Source organism: Kitasatospora xanthocidica (assembly GCF_014656195.1).
GTDB classification, from domain to species: Bacteria; Actinomycetota; Actinomycetes; order Streptomycetales; family Streptomycetaceae; genus Kitasatospora; species Kitasatospora xanthocidica.
This window is the reverse complement of the sequence record NZ_BNBY01000029.1, coordinates 1-20919: the sequence shown is the minus strand read 5'-3', so window position 1 is coordinate 20919 and position 20919 is coordinate 1. Positions and strand designations below refer to the sequence as shown.

Here is a 20919-nt window from a genome sequence, read left to right as displayed (position 1 = left end):
GGTGTGAGGACCAGATGGCGAACGACGACAAGCTGCTCGACTACCTCAAGCGCGTCACGGCCGACCTGGCGCAGACGCGCCGTCGGCTGGAGGAGGCCGAGAGCACGGAACCCATTGCGATCATCGGCATGAGCTGCCGCTACCCCGGGGGCGTGACGTCCCCGGAGGACCTGTGGCGGCTCGTGTCCGAGGGGACCGATGCGGTCCGCGAGTTCCCGGCCGACCGCGGGTGGCCGTTGGACCGGCTGCTCAGCGAGTCCGGGGACGAGGCGGGCACCAGCTACGTCCGCCACGGCGGCTTCGTCGACGACGTCGCCGGCTTCGACCCCGGCTTCTTCGAGATCTCGCCGCGCGAGGCCGTCACCATGGACCCGCAGCAGCGCCTGATGCTGGAGGCCTCCTGGGAGGTCTTCGAGCGGGCCGGGCTCGACCCGCAGGGGATGCGCGGCAAGCCCGTCGGTGTGTTCGTCGGCTCCGGGATCCAGGACTACGACCAGCTGCTGCCGTCCTCCCCCGACGCCGAGACCTACATGACGACGGCGACCGCCGCCTCGGTCATCTCCGGCCGGGTCGCGTACTCGCTGGGCCTGGAGGGCCCGACGCTGACCGTCGACACGGCCTGCTCCTCCTCGCTGGTGGCCCTGCACCTGGCCTGCCAGTCCCTGCGCGACGACGAGTGCTCGCTCGCGCTGGTCGGCGGCGTCATGGTGATGTCCACCCCCGGCGCGTTCGTCGCCTTCTCCCGGCAGAAGGGCCTCGCGCCCGACGGCCGGTGCCGCTCCTTCTCCGACGACGCGGACGGCACCGGCTGGGCCGAGGGCTGCGGCGTGCTGCTCGTCGAGCGGCTCTCCGACGCGCAGCGCAACGGGCACCGGATCCTGGCCGTGGTGCGCGGGTCGGCGATCAACCAGGACGGCGCCTCCAACGGCCTCACCGCACCCAACGGCCCCGCCCAGCAGCGCGTCATCCGGGCCGCGCTGGCCAACGCCCGGCTGACCGCCGCCGAGGTCGACGCCGTCGAGGCGCACGGCACCGGCACCACCCTGGGTGACCCGATCGAGGCCCAGGCCCTGCTCGCCACCTACGGGCAGGAACGCGACGGCGACCCGCTCTGGCTCGGCTCCTTCAAGTCGAACATCGGGCACGCCCAGGCGGCGGCCGGGGTCGGCGGCATCATCAAGATGGTGCACGCGATGCAGCACGGGGTGCTGCCGAAGACCCTGCACGTCGACAAGCCGACCACCCATGTCGACTGGTCGACCGGGCAGGTCGAACTCCTCACCGAGGCAAGGGAATGGCCCGCGACCGGGCGTCCTCGCCGGGCCGCCGTCTCCTCCTTCGGCGTCAGCGGCACCAACGCCCACGTGATCGTGGAGCAGGCCCCGGACGCGGAGCCGGCCGCACCGCGCGCCGCTGCCCACCCGGCGGTGCCGCTGGCCTGGCCGCTGGCCGGGCACACCGAAGCCGCGCTGCGCGACCAGGCGGCCCGGCTGCTCGCGCACGTCGAGGCGACCGACGCCGACCCGCGCGACATCGCCCACTCCCTCACCACCACCCGGGCCCAGCTGGACCAGCGGGCCGTGGTCATCGGCAGCGGACGCGACGAACTCCTGGACGGGCTCCGCGCGTTGGCCGATGGTCAGAGCCACCCGGGGGTGGTCACCGGGCGGGCCGAGGACGGACAGCTGGCGTTCCTGTTCACCGGGCAGGGCGCGCAACGCCTCGGCATGGGCCGGGAGTTGTACGAGGCCTTCTCCGTCTTCGCCTCGGCGCTGGATGCCGTGCTGGAGCGCTTCGACGTCCCCGTGCGGGAGGTGATGTGGGGCGAGGACCCGGACGCGCTCAACCAGACCGGCACCGCCCAACTCGCCCTCTTCGCCTTCGAAACCGCGCTGTACCGGCTGCTGGAGTCACTGGGGGTGCGCCCGGACTACCTCGCCGGACACTCCCTCGGCGAGATCACCGCCGCCCACGCCTCCGGCATCCTCACGTTGGAGGACGCCTGCACCCTCGTCTCCGCCCGCGCCCGCCTCATGCAATCCCTGCCCACCGGCGGAGCCATGGCCGCCCTGCGCGCCACCGAAGACGAAGTCATCCCGCTGCTCGGCGAGGACGTGACGATCGCGGCCGTCAACTCGGCTGACAGTGTGGTCATTTCGGGCGATGAGGCAGCCGTCGAGGCCGTGCTCGCGCAGTTCGCCGACCGCAAGCACACCCGGCTGAAGGTCTCGCACGCCTTCCACTCACCGCTGATGGACCCGATCCTCGAAGACTTCCGGGCCGTCGCCAAGAGCATCACCCACCACACGCCGACCATCCCGGTCATCTCCAACCTCACCGGCCAGCCCCTCACCGAGGCCTCCGCCGACTACTGGGTCAACCACCTCCGCGGCACCGTCCGCTACCACGACGCCGTCACCCACCTCGCCGAACAGGGCGTCACCACCCACCTCGAAATCGGCCCCGACGCCGCCCTCACCCCCCTCACCGACAACACCACCCCCACCGGACACCGCAAGCGCCCCGAGCCGCTCCAGCTCACCATCGCGCTGGCCACCCTCCACACCAACGGTGTCCCCGGCACCCTCACCACCCCGGGCGGCCGCACGGTCGATCTGCCCACCTACGCCTTCCAGCGCGAGCAGTTCTGGCTGCCCGCCCCGCTCACCTCCGGCGACCCGGCGGCCCTGGGCCTCACTCCCCTGCCCCACCCCGTCCTCACCGCGCACCTCACCATCCCGGACAGCGACACCACCGTCCTCACCGGACGTCTCTCCACTGCGGCTCACCCCTGGCTCGCCCACCACGTGGTCGCGGGCACCATCGTCTTCCCCGGTACCGGCCTGATCGAGCTGGCCACCCAGGCCGGCGACCACACCGGGTGCCCGACCGTCGAAGAGCTCACGCTCCACACCCCGCTGACCGTCCCCGAGCAGGGCACCGTCCAGCTCCAGGCCGTCGTCACCGCACCGGACGCCACCGGACGCCGCACCCTCACCATCCACTCCCGCCGCCCCGATGAGCAGGACTGGACCCGCCACGCCGAGGGCACCCTCGCCCCCACCACCGACGCGACACCCGAACCACTCACCACCTGGCCCCCCACCGGCGCCGAACCGATCGCGCTCGACGGCCTCTACGAGCAACTGGCCACCGCCGGACTCTCCTACGGCCCGGTGTTCCAGGGCGTACACGCCGCCTGGCGCCTGGGCGAGGACGTCTACGCCGACATCGCCCTCCCCGAGGACGAGGACCCGACGCCGTACAACCTGCACCCGGCCCTGCTCGACGCCGCCCTGCACCCGATCGCCCTGACCAGCGCCACCTCGGAGAACGGCGCCCTCCCGTTCGCCTGGTCCGGCCTGCACCTGCACGCCACCGGCGCACAGGCACTGCGCGTGCTGATCACCCCGCTCGGCACCGGGCAGGCCCGGCTGCTGATCGCCGACACCGACGGTCGGCCCGTCGCCACCGTGGAATCGCTGGCGCTGCGCGAGTTCAGTTCCGAGCAGATCGCCGGGCAGTCGGGCACCAGCCCGTACCGGTCGCTGTACCAGCTCATCTGGCAGCCCGTGCCGGTCCCGTCACCGGTGCCCTCGGTGGATCCCGGTCTCGTCCACCTGGACCTGACCGATCCCGGCACCGACGTCCACGCCGCCACCCACCGCCTGCTGGCCGGCCTCCAGGACGCGCTGGCCGACACCACCGGCCCGGTCGTCGTCACCACCCGCACCACCACCAGTGACAGCGGCCACCCCACCGACCCGGTCACCGCCGCACTCTGGGGCCTCACCAACACCGCCCAGAACGAACAGCCCGGCCGCATCACCCTCGTCGACCTCGACGAGCCGGACGCACTCCCACTCGCCCTGGCCACCGGCGAACCGCACGTCCTGCTGCGCAACGGCACCCCGCACGCGCCCCGCCTCGCCCGCACCACCCCGCAGGACGCCACCGCCCCGGCCGCCTTCGACCCCGACGGCACCGTCCTGATCACCGGCGGCACCGGCGGCCTCGGCGCGCTCCTCGCCCGCCACCTGGTCACCGCACACGGCGTCCGCCACCTCCTCCTCACCAGCCGCCGCGGACCCGACGCACCCGGCGCCACCGAACTCACCACCGAACTCACCAAACTCGGCGCCACCGTCCACGTGGTGGCCTGCGACGCCACCGACCGCGACGCCCTCGCCACCGTCCTGCGCGAAGCCACGCCCGGCGTCCGCGCGATCGTCCACACCGCCGGCGTGCTCGACGACACCACCGTCACCGCCCTCACGCCCGAACGTCTGAGCTCCGTCCTTGCGCCCAAGGCCGACGCCGCCCAGCACCTCCACGAGCTCAGCCTCCAACTCGGCCTCGACCTCACCCACTTCGTCCTCTTCTCCTCCGCCTCCGGCACCATGGGCGCCCCCGGCCAGGCCAACTACGCCGCCGCCAACACCTACCTGGACGCCCTCGCCCACCACCGCCGCCACACCGGCCTGCCCGCCCACTCCCTCGCCTGGGGCCTGTGGGACCAGCCCGGCGGCATGGCCGGCACCCTCGATGCCACCGACCACCAGCGGCTCGCCCGCAACGGCGTCACCGCGCTCTCCCCGCAGGACGGGCTGGCGCTCTTCGACGCCGCCCTCACCCTGCCCCACCCGCATCTGCTCCCCGTCCACCTCGACCCCACCCACCTGGACCCGGCCGACACCCCGCCGCTGTTCCGCGCCCTGCTGCCCGCCACCCGCCGCGTCAGTGCCGCCGGCCGCACCGGCGGCGCCGACACCGGCGCCCTGCACCGGCAACTGGCCGCCCTCACCCCGGAACAGCGCACCGACCACCTGCTCGCCCTCGTCCAGGCCCACGCCGCCACCGTCCTCGGCTACTCGAGCCCGGCCGCGATCGACCCGCAGCGGGCCTTCCGCGACCTCGGCTTCGACTCGCTCACCGCGGTCGAGCTGCGCAACGCCCTCAACGCGGCCACCGGACTGCGCCTGCCCGCCACCCTGGTCTTCGACTACCCGGCACCGGAGGCCCTGGTCCGGCACCTGCTGGAGGAGCTGTCCGGCACGGTGGCCGCCGCCGGTCCGGCCCCGGCGGCCGGCCCGGTCGCGGCGGACGAGCCGATCGCCATCATCGGCATGGCCTGCCGCTACCCGGGCGGGGTGGACTCACCCGAGGAGCTGTGGCGGCTGGTCGCCGACGGCGTCGACGCGATCTCCGAGTTCCCCACCAACCGCGGCTGGGACATCGACGCGATCTACGACCCGGAGGGCCTGCGGCCCGACACCAGCTACGTCAACCAGGCCGGATTCCTGCACGACGCCGGGGAGTTCGACGCCGACTTCTTCGGCATCAGCCCGATCGAGGCGGCGGCGATCGACCCCCAGCAGCGGCTGCTGCTGGAGACCTCCTGGGAGGCGCTGGAACGGGCCGCCATCGACCCGGCCGCCCTCAAGGGCAGCGCGACCGGCGTGTTCGCCGGGATGATGTACCACGACTACACGTACAACAACAGCACCGGAGCGATCGCCTCGGGCCGGGTCTCCTACGCGATGGGCCTGGAGGGCCCCTCGGTCACGGTGGACACCGCCTGCTCCTCCTCGCTGGTCGCGCTGCACATGGCCGCCCAGTCGCTGCGCTCCGGCGAGTGCTCGCTGGCCCTGGCCGGCGGAGTCGCCGTGATGGCCACCCCGGACGTCTTCGTCGAGTTCAGCACCCAGAAGGGCCTCTCCCGCGACGGCCGCTGCAAGTCCTTCGCCGCGGCGACCGACGGCACCGGCTGGGGCGAGGGTGTCGGCATGCTCCTGCTGGAGCGGCTGAGCGACGCCAAGGCCAACGGACGACGGATCCTCGCCGTGGTGCGCGGCTCCGCCGTCAACCAGGACGGCGCCTCCAACGGCCTCACCGCGCCCAACGGCCCGTCCCAGCGGCGGGTCATCCAGGGCGCGCTGGCCAACGCCGGGCTGACCACCGCCGACGTGGACGCCGTCGAGGCGCACGGCACCGGCACCCTGCTCGGCGACCCGATCGAGGCTCAGGCCCTGCTCGCCACCTACGGTCGCGAGCGCGCCGGGGAGCCGCTCTGGCTCGGCTCGATCAAGTCCAACATCGGGCACACCCAGGCCGCCGCCGGCGTCGCCGGGATCATCAAGATGGTCGAGGCGATGCACCACGGCGTGCTGCCCAAGACCCTGCACGTGGACGCCCCCTCACCGCAGGTGGACTGGGAGGCCGGCGAGGTGCGGCTGCTCACCGAGGCGCGGGACTGGCCGGACCTCGGCCGTCCGCGCCGCGCCGCCGTCTCCTCCTTCGGCATCTCCGGCACCAACGCCCACGTCATCCTCGAACAGCCCGAGCCGGCCCCCGCGCCGCGGCCGACCGGACCGGCGGGACCCGCCCCGCTGGCGCCGTCCGCGCCGCTGCCCCTGGTGCTGTCCGCCCGCAGCGGCGAGGCGGTGGCCGGACAGGCCGCCCGGCTGGCCGCCTTCCTCCGCGCGGAGCCCGCCCCGGACCTGCCCGACACCGGCCTCTCGCTGGCCCTCACCCGCACCGCCTTCGACCACCGTGCCGTCGTCCTCGGCACCGACCGGGACGAACTCCTCGCCGGACTGGACGCGTTGGCGGCCGGCGAGGACGCGGCGACCGCGCTCCGGGGCACCGTGACCGGCGGCCGGACGGTGTTCGTCTTCCCCGGCCAGGGCTCGCAGTGGGCCGGCATGGGCCGTGAACTCGCCGCCGTCTCACCGGTGTTCGCCGAGAGGCTGGCCGCCTGCGGCCGGGCCCTCGCCCCGTACACCGACTGGGACCTGCTGGACGTCCTGAACGAGGCCCCGGGCGCGCCCGGACTGGACCGGGTCGACGTCGTCCAACCCGCCCTCTGGGCCGTCATGGTGTCGCTGGCCGAGCTGTGGCGCGCCTTCGGCGTGCGCCCGGCCGCCGTGATCGGCCACTCCCAGGGCGAGATCGCCGCCGCCTGCGTGGCCGGCGCCCTCTCCCTGGAGGACGCGGCCAAGGTGGTCGCGGTGCGCAGCCGCATCATCCGGGAGGACCTGGCCGGGCAGGGCGGCATGATGACCGTCGCACTGCCCGCCGCCGAGGTCGAGGCCCACCTCGCGGACCGTCCCGAGCTGACCGGCGCCGTGCAGATCGCCGCGGTCAACGGCCCCCGCTCGGTGGTCGTCTGCGGCGACACCGACGCCCTGGCGGGGCTGCGCGCGACCTGGGACGCCGCGGGCGTGCGGGTCCGGGTCATCCCGGTGGACTACGCCTCGCACTCGCACTTCGTCGAGGGCATCCGCGGGCGGGTCACCACCGAACTGGACGGGCTGCGGCCGCGCTCCACCGACGTGGCGTTCTACTCGACGGTGACCGGCGCCCTGCTGGACACCGCCGTCCTGGACGCCGAGTACTGGTACACCAACCTGCGCGGCACCGTCCGCTTCGAGCAGGCCACCCGGGCCGCGCTGGCCGACGGGCACGGCGTGTTCGTCGAGAGCAGCCCGCACCCCGGGCTGCTGATCGGCCTCGGCGAGGTCGTCGAGGACACCGGCGCCTCCGCCGCCCTGGTGGAGTCGCTGCGCCGCGACGACGGCGGTCCGCTGCGCTTCACCGCCTCGCTCGCCCGCGCCCACACGGCCGGCGCGCGGGTCGACTGGTCCCGCTCCTTCCCCGGGGCCGCGCTCACCGCCCTGCCCACCTACGCCTTCCAGCGGCAGCGCTACTGGCTGGACGCCCCCGTCCAGGGCGGCGACCTCACGGCCGTCGGCCTGCGCGCCGCCGACCACCCGCTGCTCGCCGCCGCGCTCGTGCCCGCCGGCACCGAGCAGCTGGTGCTCACCGGCCGGATCTCGCTGCGGACCCACCCCTGGCTGGCCGACCACGCCGTCTCCGGCACCGTGCTGCTCCCGGGCACCGCGTTCGTCGAGCTGGCCGTCAGGGCCGGCGACGAGGTCGGCTGCGCCCGGCTGGAGGAGCTGACCCTCCAGTCCCCGCTCGTCCTGCCCGAGACCGGCGGTGTGCAGCTCCAGGTCACCGTCGGCGCACCGGGCGCGGACGGGAGCCGGGTGCTCGGCATCCACTCGCGCGCCGAGAGCGCCGAGGAGTGGACCCGGCACGCCGAGGGCCTGCTCCTGCCCGCCACCGCCCGGGCCGCCGACGGCGACCCGGAGGCGCCGTGGCCGCCGGCCGGTGCCGCACCCGTCGACCTGACCGACGGCTACCGCGCGCTGGCCGCCGCCGGGCTGGAGTACGGGCCGCTGTTCCAGGGGCTCACCGCCGCCTGGACCGTCGGCGGAGAGGTGTACGCCGAAGTCGCCCTGCCCGACCGGAAGGACGCCGACGGCTTCGGCCTCCACCCCGCCCTGCTGGACGCCGCCCTGCACGCCATCGCGCTCGGCGGCGCCGCCACCGAGGGCGCGGCACTGCCGTTCTCCTGGGGCGGGGTCGAGCTGTTCGCCACCGGCGCCGACACCCTGCGGGTGCACCTGGTGCCGACCGGGCCGGGCGCCGTCCGGCTGACCGCCGACGACCCGTCCGGGCGTCCGGTCCTCGCCGTCGACTCGCTCACCGTACGCCCGCTCGACCCGCGGCAGCTCGCCACCGAGCCGGTCCGCTCGCTGTACCGGGTGCGGTGGCAGCCCGCGCCCGAGACCGCCGACGGCGCGAACTCCGTCCCGTCCTGGGGTCGTTGGGAGGACCTGGACGCCTCCACCGCCACCGTGCCCGAGGTCGTCGTGCTCGCGGCCGGCGGCGCGGTGGGCGCCGAGGACGCGCTCACCGAGAGCTGCCGGGTCCTCGCGGCCGTCCAGTCCTGGCTGGCCGAGAACCGGTTCGCGGACGCCACGCTGGTCGTCACGACCCGTGGCGCCGACGGGCCCGCCGGCCCGGTCGCCGTCGACCCGTCGGGCGCCGCGGTCTGGGGCCTGCTGCGCACCGCGCAGTCCGAGGAACCGGGCCGGATCGTCCTGGCCGACCTGGACGTCCCGGTCGAGGCCGGGCTGCTCGGCCGGGTCCTGGCCGTCGGCGAGCCCCAGGTCGCCGTCCGCGAGGACGCCGTGCTGGTGCCGCGCCTGGTCCGCCACCCGGCGGCACCGGCCACCCCGGACGCCCCGGCGGCTGCCGGGGACGAGGCGACGTTCCGCGGCCGCGTCCTGGTCACCGGCGGCACCGGCACCCTGGGCGCCCTGGTCGCCCGGCACCTGGTGACCGCACACGGCGTCCGCGAGCTGGTGCTCACCGGGCGGCGCGGCCCGGACGCCCCCGGCGCCCGCGAACTCGTCGCCGAACTCGCCGGGTTGGGAGCCCACGCCGAGGTCGTGGCCTGTGACATGGCCGACCGCGCGGCGGTCGCGGCCCTGCTCGCCGCCCACCCCGTCAACGGGATCGTGCACACCGCCGGCGTCCTCGACGACGGACTGCTCTCCGCGCAGACACCGGAGCGGATGCACCGGGTGTTCGCCCCCAAGGCGCTCGCCGCCTGGCACCTGCACGAGCTCACCGCCGGCACGGACCTGTCCGCCTTCGTGCTGTTCGCCTCCGCCTCCGGCGTCCTCGGCACCTCCGGCCAGGCCAACTACGCCGCCGCCAACGCCTACCTGACCGCCCTCGCCGAGCACCGCCGAGCACACGGACTGCCCGGCCACTCACTGGCCTGGGGCCTGTGGGAGCAGGCCAGCGGCATGACCGGAGCGCTCGACCACGAGGACCGGGCCCGGATCGCCCGCAGCGGCGTGCTGCCGCTCGACACCGAGGAGGGCCTCGCCCTGCTCGACACGGCGGTGGCCGCCGAGCCCGCCGCCCTCGTCCCGATCCGCCTGGAGCTCGCCGGCGCCGACCGGGCCGAACTGCCGCCCCTGCTGCACGCCCTGGTCCGCACGCCGGTGCGCCGGGCCACCGCCGAACGCTCGGCCGGCTCGCTGCGCGACCAGCTGCTCCGGCTCCCGCTGGGCGAGCGCGAGTCCGCCCTCCTGGACACCGTGCGCAGCCGGACGGCCGCCATCCTCGGCCACACCGGCGCCCAGGCCGTCGACGGGCGGCGCCAGTTCCGCGACCTCGGCTTCGACTCGCTCGCCGCCGTCAACCTGCGCAACGCCCTCCAGGAAGCGACCGGGCTGCGCCTGCCCGCCACGCTGGTCTTCGACTACCCGACGCCCCGGGACCTCGCCCGGCACCTGCTGAGCAGCATCCCGGGCCTGGCCCGGACGGTCGTCGAGGCCCCGGCCGTCGGCACACCGGCCGTCACCACGCCGAGCGGCTCCGACGAGCCGATCGCGATCATCGGCATGGCCTGCCGCTTCCCCGGCGGCGTCTCCTCGCCCGAGGACCTGTGGCGGCTGGTCGCCGACGGCGTCGACGCGGTCGGCGAGTTCCCCGCCGACCGCGGCTGGGACGTCGAGACGCTCTACGACCCGGACCCGGCCGCCGAGCACAAGACCTACACCCGCCACGGCGGATTCCTGTACGACGCGGGCCGGTTCGACCCGGAGTTCTTCGGCATCAGCCCGCGCGAGGCCCTGGTCACCGACCCCCAGCAGCGCCTGCTGCTGGAGACCGCCTGGGAGGCACTGGAGCGCGCCGGGATCGACCCGCGCTCGCTGGAGTCCACGCCGACCGGCGTGTTCGCGGGGGTCATGCACCACGACTACGCCTACAACAGCAGCGCCGGCAGCGTGGCCTCCGGCCGGATCGCGTACACCTTCGGGTTCGAGGGTCCGGCCGTCACCGTCGACACCGCCTGTTCGTCCTCCCTGGTCGCGCTGCACATGGCCGCCCAGTCACTGCGCAGCGGCGAGTCCACACTCGCCCTCGCGGGCGGGGTCTGCGTGATGGCCACCCCCGAACTGTTCGTCGAGTTCAGCCGCCAGCGCGGACTCGCCGCGGACGGGCGCTGCAAGGCCTTCTCCGACGCGGCGGACGGCACCGGCTGGGCCGAGGGCGTCGGCATGCTGCTCGTCGAACGGCTCTCCGACGCCCGACGCAACGGCCACCCGGTGCTCGCCGTCGTCCGCGGCACGGCCGTCAACCAGGACGGCGCCTCCAACGGCCTCACCGCCCCCAACGGCCCCGCCCAGCAACGCGTCATCCGCCAGGCCCTCGCCAACGCCCAACTGACGGCGGCCGACGTCGACGCGGTCGAGGCGCACGGGACGGGCACCACGCTCGGCGACCCCATCGAGGCCCAGGCCCTGCTCGCCACCTACGGACAGGACCGCCAAGCCCCGCTCTGGCTCGGCTCGTTGAAGTCCAACATCGGACACGCCCAGGCGGCGGCCGGTGTCGGCGGCATCATCAAAATGGTCGAGGCCATGCGCCACGGCGTCCTGCCGAAGACCCTCCACGTCGACACACCGTCCAGCCATGTCGACTGGGAGACCGGCAAGGTCGAACTCCTCACCCAGGCCCAGGACTGGCCGCAGACCGGGCGCCCGCGCCGGGCCGCTGTCTCATCCTTCGGCATCTCCGGCACCAACGCCCACGTCATCATCGAACAGGCCCCCGAACCGGCAGCCATCGAACCGGCCGCCGAGCAGAACAACGCCCTCCCGCTGGTCTGGCCGCTGTCCGGCCGCACCCCGGAGGCCGTCCGGGCCCAGGCGGCCCGCCTGCTCGCCCACGTCGAGGCGACGGACGCCGACCCGCGCGACATCGCCCACTCCCTCACCACCACCCGCGCCCAGCTGGACCAGCGGGCCGTCGTCATCGGCACCGGACGCGACGAACTCCTCGACGCGCTCCGCGCACTGGCCTATGGCACGGCCGGATCGGCCGAGATCCGGCGGGCCCACCCGGCTGCCCGCCTCGCCTTCCTCTTCACCGGCCAGGGCGCCCAACACCTCGGCATGGGCCGTGAGCTGTACGAGGCGTTCCCCGTCTTCGCCTCGGCGCTGGACGACGTGCTGGAGCGCTTCGACGTCCCCGTCCGGGAGGTCATGTGGGGCGAGGACCCGGACGCCCTCAACCAGACCGGCACCGCCCAACTCGCCCTCTTCGCCTTCGAAACCGCCCTCTACCGACTCCTCGAATCATTCGGCGTCCGCCCGGACTACCTCGCCGGACACTCCCTCGGCGAGATCACCGCCGCCCACGCCTCCGGCATCCTCACCCTCGACGACGCCTGCACCCTCGTCTCCGCCCGCGCCCGCCTCATGCAATCCCTCCCCACCGGCGGAGCCATGGCCGCCCTGCGCGCCACCGAAGACGAAATCCAGCCCCACCTGAGTGACGACGTCACCATCGCCGCCGTCAACTCCGCCGACAGCGTCGTCATTTCGGGCACCGAAGCCGCCGTCGAAGCCGTGCTCGCACAGTTCGCGGACCGCAAGCACACCCGCCTGAAGGTCTCCCACGCCTTCCACTCCCCCCTCATGGACCCGATCCTCGAAGACTTCAGGACGGCCGCCAAGAGCATCACCCACCACGCGCCGACCATCCCGGTCATCTCCAACCTCACCGGCCAGCCCCTCACCGAGGTCTCCGCCGACTACTGGGTCAACCACCTGCGCGGCACCGTCCGCTACCACGACGCCGTCACCCACCTCGCCCAACAGGGCGTCACCACCCACCTCGAAATCGGCCCCGACGCCGCCCTCACCCCCCTCACCGACAACACCACCCCCACCGGACACCGCAAGCACCCCGAGGTCCACCAGCTCACCACCGCCCTCGCCACCCTCCACACCAACGGCGTCCCGGTCGGCTTCGGCTCGACCGGCCGCACGGTCGATCTGCCCACCTACGCCTTCCAGCACCGGCGCTACTGGCTCGCGGCTCCGCTCAGCCCCGACAGCGCTGAGCACCCGCTGCTCGGCACGGTGGTCGAAACCCCGGACGGGACGGCTCACTTCACCTCCCGGCTCGGCCTGGACACCCTGCCCTGGCTGGTCGATCACCAGATCGCGGACACCGTCCTGCTCCCCGGCACGGCTTTCCTCGAACTGGCCACCCAGGCCGGCGATCACACCGGCTCCCCGGTGGTCGAGGAGCTGACCCTGCACGCGCCCTTGGTCGTTCGCGAGCAGGGCACGGTCCTGTTGCAGACCACCGTGACCGCCGCCGATGCCGACGGCCGCCGCACCCTCACCATCCACTCCCGCCGTCCCGACGAGCAGGACTGGACCCGCCACGCCGAGGGCACGCTGGTCCCCGCCAGTGACGTGGCACCCGAGCCGGTGACCACCTGGCCGCCCGCCGGCGCCGAACCGATCGCGCTCGACGGCCTCTACGAGCAACTGGCCACCGCCGGACTCTCCTACGGCCCGGTGTTCCAGGGCGTACACGCCGCCTGGCGCCTCGGCGAGGACGTCTACGCCGACGTCACCCTCCCCGAGGACGAGGACGCGTCCCCGTACAACCTGCACCCGGCCCTGCTCGACGCCGCCCTGCACCCGATCGCCCTGACCAGCGCCACCTCGGAGAACGGCGCCCTGCCGTTCGCCTGGTCCGGCCTGCACCTGCACGCCACCGGCGCACAGGCACTGCGCGTGCGGATCACCCCGCGCCGCACCGGCGAGGTCGCGCTCACCGCGGCCGACACCACCGGCCGGCCGGTCGTGACCGTCGACTCGCTCACCCTGCGCGAGTTCGATCCGGCCCAGATCGGTGGAACCGGCCATCACCGGCACCTCTACCGGCTGGTCTGGCAGTCCGCGCCGGTCCCGTCGGCCGTGCCCGCGACCGACTCAGCTCTCGTCCACCTGGACCTGACCGATCCCGGCACCGACGTCCACGCCGCCACCCACCGCCTGCTGGCCGGCCTCCAGGACGCGCTGACGGACAGCACCGGCCCGGTCGTCGTCACCACCCGCACCACCACCGGTGACAGCGGCCACCCCACCGATCCGGTCACCGGCGCGCTCTGGGGTCTGATCCGCACCGCCCAGAACGAACAGCCCGGCCGCATCACCCTCGTCGACCTCGACGAGCCGGACGCACTCCCGCTCGCCCTGGCCACCGGCGAACCGCACGTGCTGGTCCGGGGCAACACCCTCCAGGTGCCCCGGCTGACCCGCACCGCCCCGCAGGACGCCACCGCCCCGGCCGCCTTCGACCCCGACGGTACGGTCCTGATCACCGGCGGCACCGGCGCCCTGGGCGCCCTGGTCGCCCGCCACCTGGTCACCGCACACGGCGTCCGCCACCTCCTCCTCACCAGCCGCCGAGGACCGGACGCCCCCGGCGCCACCGAACTCACCACCGAACTCACCGAACTCGGCGCCACCGTCCGCGTCGTGGCCTGCGACGCCACCGACCGCGACGCCCTCACCACCGTCCTGCGCGAGGCCACCCCCACCGTCCGCGCGATCGTCCACACCGCCGGCATCACCGACGACACCACCGTCACCGCCCTCACGCCCGAGCGTGTCGACGGTGTCCTGGCGCCCAAGGCCGACGCCGCCCAGCACCTCCACGAGCTCAGCCTCCAACTCGGCCTCGACCTCACCCACTTCCTCCTCTTCTCCTCCGCCTCCGGCACCTTGGGCGCCCCCGGCCAGGCCAACTACGCCGCCGCCAACGCCTACCTCGACGCCCTCGCCCACCGGCGCCGCGCCATCGGCCTGCCCGCCCACTCCCTCGGCTGGGGCCTGTGGGACCAGCCCGGCGGCATGGCCGGCACCCTCGATGCCACTGACCACCAGCGGCTCGCCCGCAGCGGCGTCGCGGCCCTGAGCGCTCAGGACGGTCTGGCGCTGTTCGATGCCGCCCTGGCCCTGCCCGACCCTCACCTGATCCCCGTCCACCTCGACCCGGCCCGTCTGGATCCGGCCGACACCCCGCCGCTGTTCCGTACCCTGCTGCCCGCCACCCGCCGTACCAGTGCCGCCGGCCGCACCGGCGGCGCCGACACCGGCGCCCTGCACCGGCAACTGGCCGCACTCACCCCGGAACAGCGCACCGACCACCTGCTCGCCCTCGTCCAGGCCCACGCCGCCACCGTCCTCGGCCATGCCGATGCGCAGGCCGTGGACCCGCTGCGCGGGTTCCTGGAGACCGGGTTCGACTCGCTCACCGCGGTCGAGCTGCGCAACGCCCTCAACGCGGCCACCGGACTGCGCCTGCCCGCGATGGCGGTGTTCGACAGCGAGAACCCGACCCGCCTGGCCGCGCTGCTCCACGAGCAGCTGGCCGAGACCCCGGGGCCGGACGCCTCGGCCCCGGCGGTCGTCCGGCAGCCCGAGGAGGACGACACCCTCAGCGGTCTGTTCCGGACGGCGGTGCTCGCCGGGCGCGGCGCCCAGGCCTTCGCGATGCTGCGGGCGGTCGCCGAGCTGCGCCCGGTCTTCAGCGGTCCGGAGGAGCTCGGGCAGCTGCCGAGCCCGCTCACCCTGGCGGACGGCCCGCGGGCTCCTCGCCTGATCTGCCTGGCCACCCCGATGGCCGGCGGCGGTGTGCACCAGCACGCCCGGCTGGCCGGGGCGTTCCGCGGCGAGCGGCCGGTGACGGCCCTGCCGCTGCCGGGCTTCGCCCCCGGGGAGCCGCTGCCGGACTCGGCCCGGGCAGCCGTCCGGGTGCTGGCGGACAGCGTGCTGGCCACCGCCGGGGACGAGCCCTTCGTCCTGGTCGGCTACTCCTCGGGCGGTGTCACCGCGTACGCGACGGCCCGCCACCTGGAGAACGTGCACGGCGTCCGGCCCGCCGGGGTGGTCCTGCTGGACACCTACCGGATCACCGCGCACGAACAGGCCAGCGGCTTCGAGCACATGACCCAGCAGATGCTCGGCCTGGAGGCGGAGTTCGGCCGGTTCGACAGCGCCAAGCTCTCCGCGATGAGCCGCTACCTGCACCTGCTGCCGGACTTCGACCTGGGCAGCGTCTCGGCGCCGGTCCTGTTCGTCTCCGCCGGGCGGTCGTACGTGCTGGGAGCGGACGGCACCTCGGAGGAGGGCGACTTCCAGCAGGCCCGGCCGTGGGACGCCGCCCACACCCACCGGGTGGCGGAGGCCAACCACTACGACCTGATCCGCGAGTCGGCCGACGGCACGGCCGCGATCGTCAGGGAGTGGCTGGAGGGCCTGCGGTAGGGCCGGTCCGCCAAGCGGCGAGAGGGGGCGGTGCCCGGTCGGGCACCGCCCCCTCTCGCCGTTCCCAGCTGGGCCGCACGTCAGCACGGCAGCTGGGCCGCACGGCAGCAGGGCAGCAGGGCAGCAGGGCAGCAGGGCAGCAGCACAACGGCAACACGAGGAGGAGGGCGGCCCCCCGTCCCGGGACCGCCCTCCTCAGTTCCTTCCGCCGACCGCCGGCTAGGCGGAGCGCGCCGCCTTAAGCAGCGAGCGCACCGCCGTCAGGCTGCGGGCCACGTTCTCGCTCGGCGAGAGCTCCCGCATCTCGGCGGAGAGGACCTCCACCGCCAGCTGCACCTTCGTCCCCTTGGCGTCCAGGGTGCGCAGCAGACCGACGAGGTCGAAGCCGCCGGCGCCCGGCAGCAGCCGGCCGTTGACGCACTCGTCGTTCAACGAAACGGTCAACTCGGCAGGAGCGTCCGACAGTTCGACGCCGATGACGTGCCGGCCGGCGATCTTCGCCAGCGCCTCCGGGCCCGTGGGGTCACGGAAGAGGTGCCAGGCGTCGATCAGCAGACCGCCGTTGGGGCGGTCCGCCAGGGTGACCACGTCGGCCGCCACCGCGTAGGTGAAACCGGGGTTGATCGCGATGGACTCCAGGGCGACCTGGAGTCCGCGATCGGCCGCCCGGTCGCACAGCGCGGCGAACCGCTCGGCCAGGTACTCGACCGGCGGCAGTTCGACGCCGGTCGGGTAGTAGCAACTGGCCTTGAAGCGCCGGGCGCCGGCCTGCTCGGCCAGCGCGAGCAGGCCGTGCTCCATGGCGTCGGCCTTCTCCTTCAGCTCCGCCGGAGCGTCCCAGCCGAACAGGATCTCCAGCTCGCCGATCCGGACGCCGTGGCCGTCCAGGACCGCCCGCAGCTCGGCCGCCCCACGGGTCTCCAGCAGCTGGGCCAGTTCCTCCTGGCCCATGCCGGTCGCGGTGCAGCCGTGCTCGGCCAGCGCCGCGACCCGGCTCTCGAAGGAGTCCCGCACCGGCTCGTCCCATCGGGAGCCGGTCAGGTGGAGGTGGGTGAAGAAGACGTCGTCCTGGTCGAGGAGGTCCACGGCGGCGGGAGCCGCGTGGTCCGTGCTCACTCGCCCAGCCAGGTGGAGATCTCCATGCCGTCGCCGATCGGCACGGTCGCGGTGTGGTACTTGCCGCTGGTACGCACGTACTCGAGGTACGGCACGTGGATCTGCGGCGAGTGGTCGGTGTCGTCGACGATGACCAGCGCGCCGGGGGCGAGCTTGGACTCGACCAGCTTCAGGATCGGAAGGTTGAGGTCCTTCCAGGCGTCCAGCAGCAGCAGGTCGATCGGGCCCTCGACATCGGCCAGGGTCTCGCGGGCGTCGCCCTCGCGCAGGTCGAGGAGCCCGTCCAGGCCGGCCTCCTCCAGGTTCTTGCGGGCGACCGCGGCCTTCGCCGGGACGGCCTCGGTGCCGATCACCACGCCGCCGCCGTTGTCCTGTACGGCCGAGGCGAGGAAGATCGTCGAGATGCCGAAGGAGGTGCCGAACTCGACGACGCGCTTGGCCTTGATGCCGCGGGTCAGCACGTACAGGAAGTCGCCGACCTGGCGGTCGACCGGCAGGTACGCCTCGGAGAAGAGCTCGTTCAGCTCCTGGTGCGAGTAGTCCTCCAGGGGGCGGTTGTGCGAGATGTGGGTCTCGATCGCCGGCGGGTCCTTCACCTGCTCATCGGCGTAGAGCCGGTCGAGGAGTTCGCGCACGCGCTGGGTGGTGATGGTGGTCATCGGGTGCCTTTCCCGCTGAAGGGTGGAACTCCGGAGGCAAGAACTCCGAAGGAGCGTGGGATCCCCAAGTCGCTTCGCGGCGACCGGCCTTCCCTTCTTCGCGGCATCAGTCTCGGCGCCGGGTGGGGGGCTGTAAACCCCAGCACAGGGCCCGACAACCCCTAGCGGCGCCCCCCGGAGCAGCGGCGGTAGGGGTCCGCGCGGCCCTATTCAGGGGGTTCCAGCGCCTGGTTTCCGGGCTAGCGTCACGCTCAGCGTCATTGTCGACATGAGCTGGGGTGGTGGCCGTGCCGGGAATTCCGGTCGTCAAGGGGAGCGTCCCGTTCGGGAATTACCGGACCTGGTACCGGATGGACGGCCGGCCCGGACCGGACCGCCCCACCCTCGTCGTCGTCCACGGCGGTCCGGGCAGCACCCACGACTACCTGACCTCCCTCGCCGAACTCGCCGAGCAGGGCTTCCCGGTGGTGCTCTACGACCAGCTCGGCAACGGCGGCTCCACCCATCTGCCCGACCGCGGTGCGGATTTCTGGACCGTCCAGCTCTTCCTCGACGAACTCGACAACCTGCTGCGCGAGTTGGGGATCCAGGACAACTACGTCCTGTTCGGCCACTCCTGGGGCGGAATGCTGAGCGCCGCGCACGCCGCCGCCAGGCCGGCCGGCCTGCGCGGGCTGGTCATCGCCAACTCGCCGGCCTCGTACGTGCTGTGGCGCCAGGAGATGAAGGTGCTGCGGGAGCAGCTCCCGCCCGGTGTCGACGAGACACTGCGCCGCCACGAGGCCGCCGGCACCACGGACTCCCCCGAGTACTTCGAGGCGATGACCGTCTTCTACCGCAAGCACGTCTGCCGGGCCGACCCGTGGCCGCGCGAGTTCATGGCCACGACGATGGAGGTCTTCAACAACCCCACCGTCTACTACGCGATGAACGGCCCGAGCGAGTTCCACGTCGTCGGATCGCTCAAGGACTGGTCGGTGGAGCCCGTCCTGCCCGACATCGCGGTCCCCACGCTGGTGATCTCCGGCCGCCACGACGAGGCGACCCCGGTCACCGTCCAGCCGTACCAGGACCTCATCCCCGACGTCCGGTGGCACATCTTCGAGGACTCCAGCCACGGCCCGCACCTGGAGGAGAAGGAAGCCTTCGCCACCGTGCTGACGGAGTACCTGCACGGCCTCGGCTGACCGGCCGCCCACCCGCGAGATCGCGCCCGCCCGTAGACACCCCAGTGAACAGAGGTTGATGGTGACCGTGGACCAGTCGGTCGACAAGATCGTCGAAGCGCTGCGCAGCTCCCTCGTGCAGAACGAGCGGCTGCGCCAGCAGAACGCCAAGCTGACCGCGGCAGCGACCGAACCGATCGCGATCATCGGCATGGCCTGCCGCTTCCCCGGCGGCGTCTCCTCCTCCGAGGACCTGTGGCAGCTGGTCGTCGACGGCGTCGACGCGGTCTCGGACTTCCCCACCGACCGCGGCTGGGACCTCGCCAACCTCTACGACCCGGAGCCCGGTACGCCCGGCCGCACGTACACCAAGGTCGGCGGCTTCCTCCACGAAGCGGGCCGCTTCGACGCGGACCTCTTCGGCGTCAGCCCCAACGAGGCCCTGATCATGGACCCGCAGCAGCGGGTGTTCCTGGAGGCCTCCTGGGAGGCGCTGGAGCGCGCCGGCGTCGACCCGACGGCACTCAAGGGCAGCGCGACCGGCGTCTTCTCCGGCGTCAACTACCACGACTACGGGATCGGCACCGACGGCGACAGCACCAGCAACGGCTGCTTCGTCTCGGGCCGGGTCGCCTACACCCTCGGCCTGGAGGGCCCGGCCGTGTCCGTCGACACCGCCTGCTCCTCCTCGCTGGTAGCGCTGCACATGGCCGCCCAGTCGCTGCGCAGCGGCGAGTGCTCCCTCGCCCTGGCCGGCGGGGTGACCGTCATGGCCACCGCACACACCTTCGTCGAGTTCGCCGCCCAGCGCGGGCTGTCGGCGGACGGGCGGTGCAAGGCCTTCGCCGACGCGGCGGACGGCACCGGCTGGGCGGAGGGCGTCGGCGTCCTGCTGGTGGAACGGCTGACCGACGCGGTGCGCAACGGCCGCCGGATCCTGGCCGTCGTCCGCGGCTCCGCCGTCAACCAGGACGGCGCCAGCAACGGCATCACCGCCCCCAACGGGCCCGCACAGCGCCGGGTCATCCGCGCCGCGCTGGCCAGCGCCCAGCTCACCGCGGCGGACGTCGACGCCGTCGAGGCGCACGGGACGGGCACCACGCTGGGCGACCCGATCGAGGCCCAGGCGCTACTGGCCACCTACGGCCAGAACCGCGAAGAGCCGCTCTGGCTGGGCTCGTTGAAGTCCAACATCAGCCACACCCAGGCGGCGGCCGGCGTCGGCGGCATCATCAAGATGGTCGAGGCCATGCGCCACGGCGTGCTGCCGAAGACCCTGCACGTCGACCAGCCGTCCACGCACGTCGACTGGGAGGCCGGCAAGGTCCGGCTCCTCACCGAGGCCAGGGAATGGCCCGCGACCGGGCGTCCGCGCCGGGCCGCCGTCTCCTCCTTCGGCGTCAGCGGCACCAACGCCCACGTCATCATCGAACAGGCACCGGAGGCCGAGGCGGAGCCGGAGACACCCCGCACGGACCACCACCCCGCGGTGCCGCTGGCCTGGCCGCTGTCCGGCCGCACCCCGGAGGCCGTCCGGGCCCAGGCGGCCCGCCTGCTCGCGCACGTGGAGACGACGGACGCCGACCCGCGCGACGTCGCCCACTCCCTCACCACCACCCGGGCCCAGCTGGACCAGCGGGCCGTCGTCATCGGCAGCGGACGCGACGAACTCCTCGACGGGCTCCGCGCACTGGCCGAGGGTACGGCCGGATCGGCCGAGATCCGCCGAGCCCGCCCGGGTGCCCGGCTCGCGTTCCTGTTCACCGGCCAGGGGGCCCAACGGCTTAACATGGGCCGGGAGTTGTACGAGGCGTTCCCCGTCTTCGCCTCGGCCCTGGACGACGTGCTGGAGCGCTTCGACGTCCCCGTCCGGGAGGTGATGTGGGGCGAGGACCCGGACGCCCTCAACCAAACCGGCACCGCCCAACTCGCCCTCTTCGCCTTCGAAACCGCCCTCTACCGACTCCTCGAATC

General features: G+C 73.8%; 5 protein-coding genes. 3 read left to right on the top strand and 2 right to left on the bottom strand.

Annotation, left to right across the window (positions count from 1 at the left end; genetic code table 11):
• The first annotated feature begins 14 nt into the window (after positions 1-14).
• Positions 15-16004 (top strand): type I polyketide synthase, encoded by a 15990-nt coding sequence (locus IE332_RS33275; protein ID WP_189923831.1) that lies wholly within the window; start codon positions 15-17, stop codon positions 16002-16004.
• Between the two features lie 219 nt (positions 16005-16223).
• Here the strand turns inward: IE332_RS33275 and IE332_RS33270 are convergent, their stop codons facing one another.
• Together IE332_RS33270 and IE332_RS33265 are read right to left on the bottom strand one after the other, a co-directional pair.
• The gene (locus IE332_RS33270; RefSeq protein WP_229929104.1) at positions 16224-17120 is read right to left on the bottom strand and encodes a sugar phosphate isomerase/epimerase family protein; all 897 of its coding nucleotides are present in this window, start codon (positions 17118-17120) and stop codon (positions 16224-16226) included.
• Positions 17117-17779, bottom strand: coding sequence for an O-methyltransferase (locus IE332_RS33265; RefSeq protein WP_189923822.1), 663 nt, complete (start codon positions 17777-17779; stop codon positions 17117-17119). Before IE332_RS33265 ends, IE332_RS33270 begins: the two co-directional genes overlap by 4 nt.
• 278 nt (positions 17780-18057) lie before the next feature.
• Here IE332_RS33265 and IE332_RS33260 point away from each other — a divergent pair, with 278 nt between their 5' ends.
• Both IE332_RS33260 and IE332_RS33255 read left to right on the top strand, forming a co-directional pair.
• Entirely contained in the window at positions 18058-18966 is a 909-nt protein-coding gene (locus IE332_RS33260; protein ID WP_373313906.1) for a proline iminopeptidase-family hydrolase, read from the top strand.
• 61 nt (positions 18967-19027) lie between these two features.
• On the top strand, positions 19028-20919 hold a 1892-nt coding region (locus tag IE332_RS33255; RefSeq protein WP_373313905.1), incomplete at its 3' end, for a type I polyketide synthase.

Bases quoted from the DNA above. Each gene is read 5' to 3' on its own strand.
- IE332_RS33275 (WP_189923831.1), top strand. From the start codon at position 15: ATGGCGAACGACGACAAGCTGCTCGACTACCTCAAGCGCGTCACGGCC.
- IE332_RS33265 (WP_189923822.1), bottom strand. From the start codon at position 17,779: ATGACCACCATCACCACCCAGCGCGTGCGCGAACTCCTCGACCGGCTC.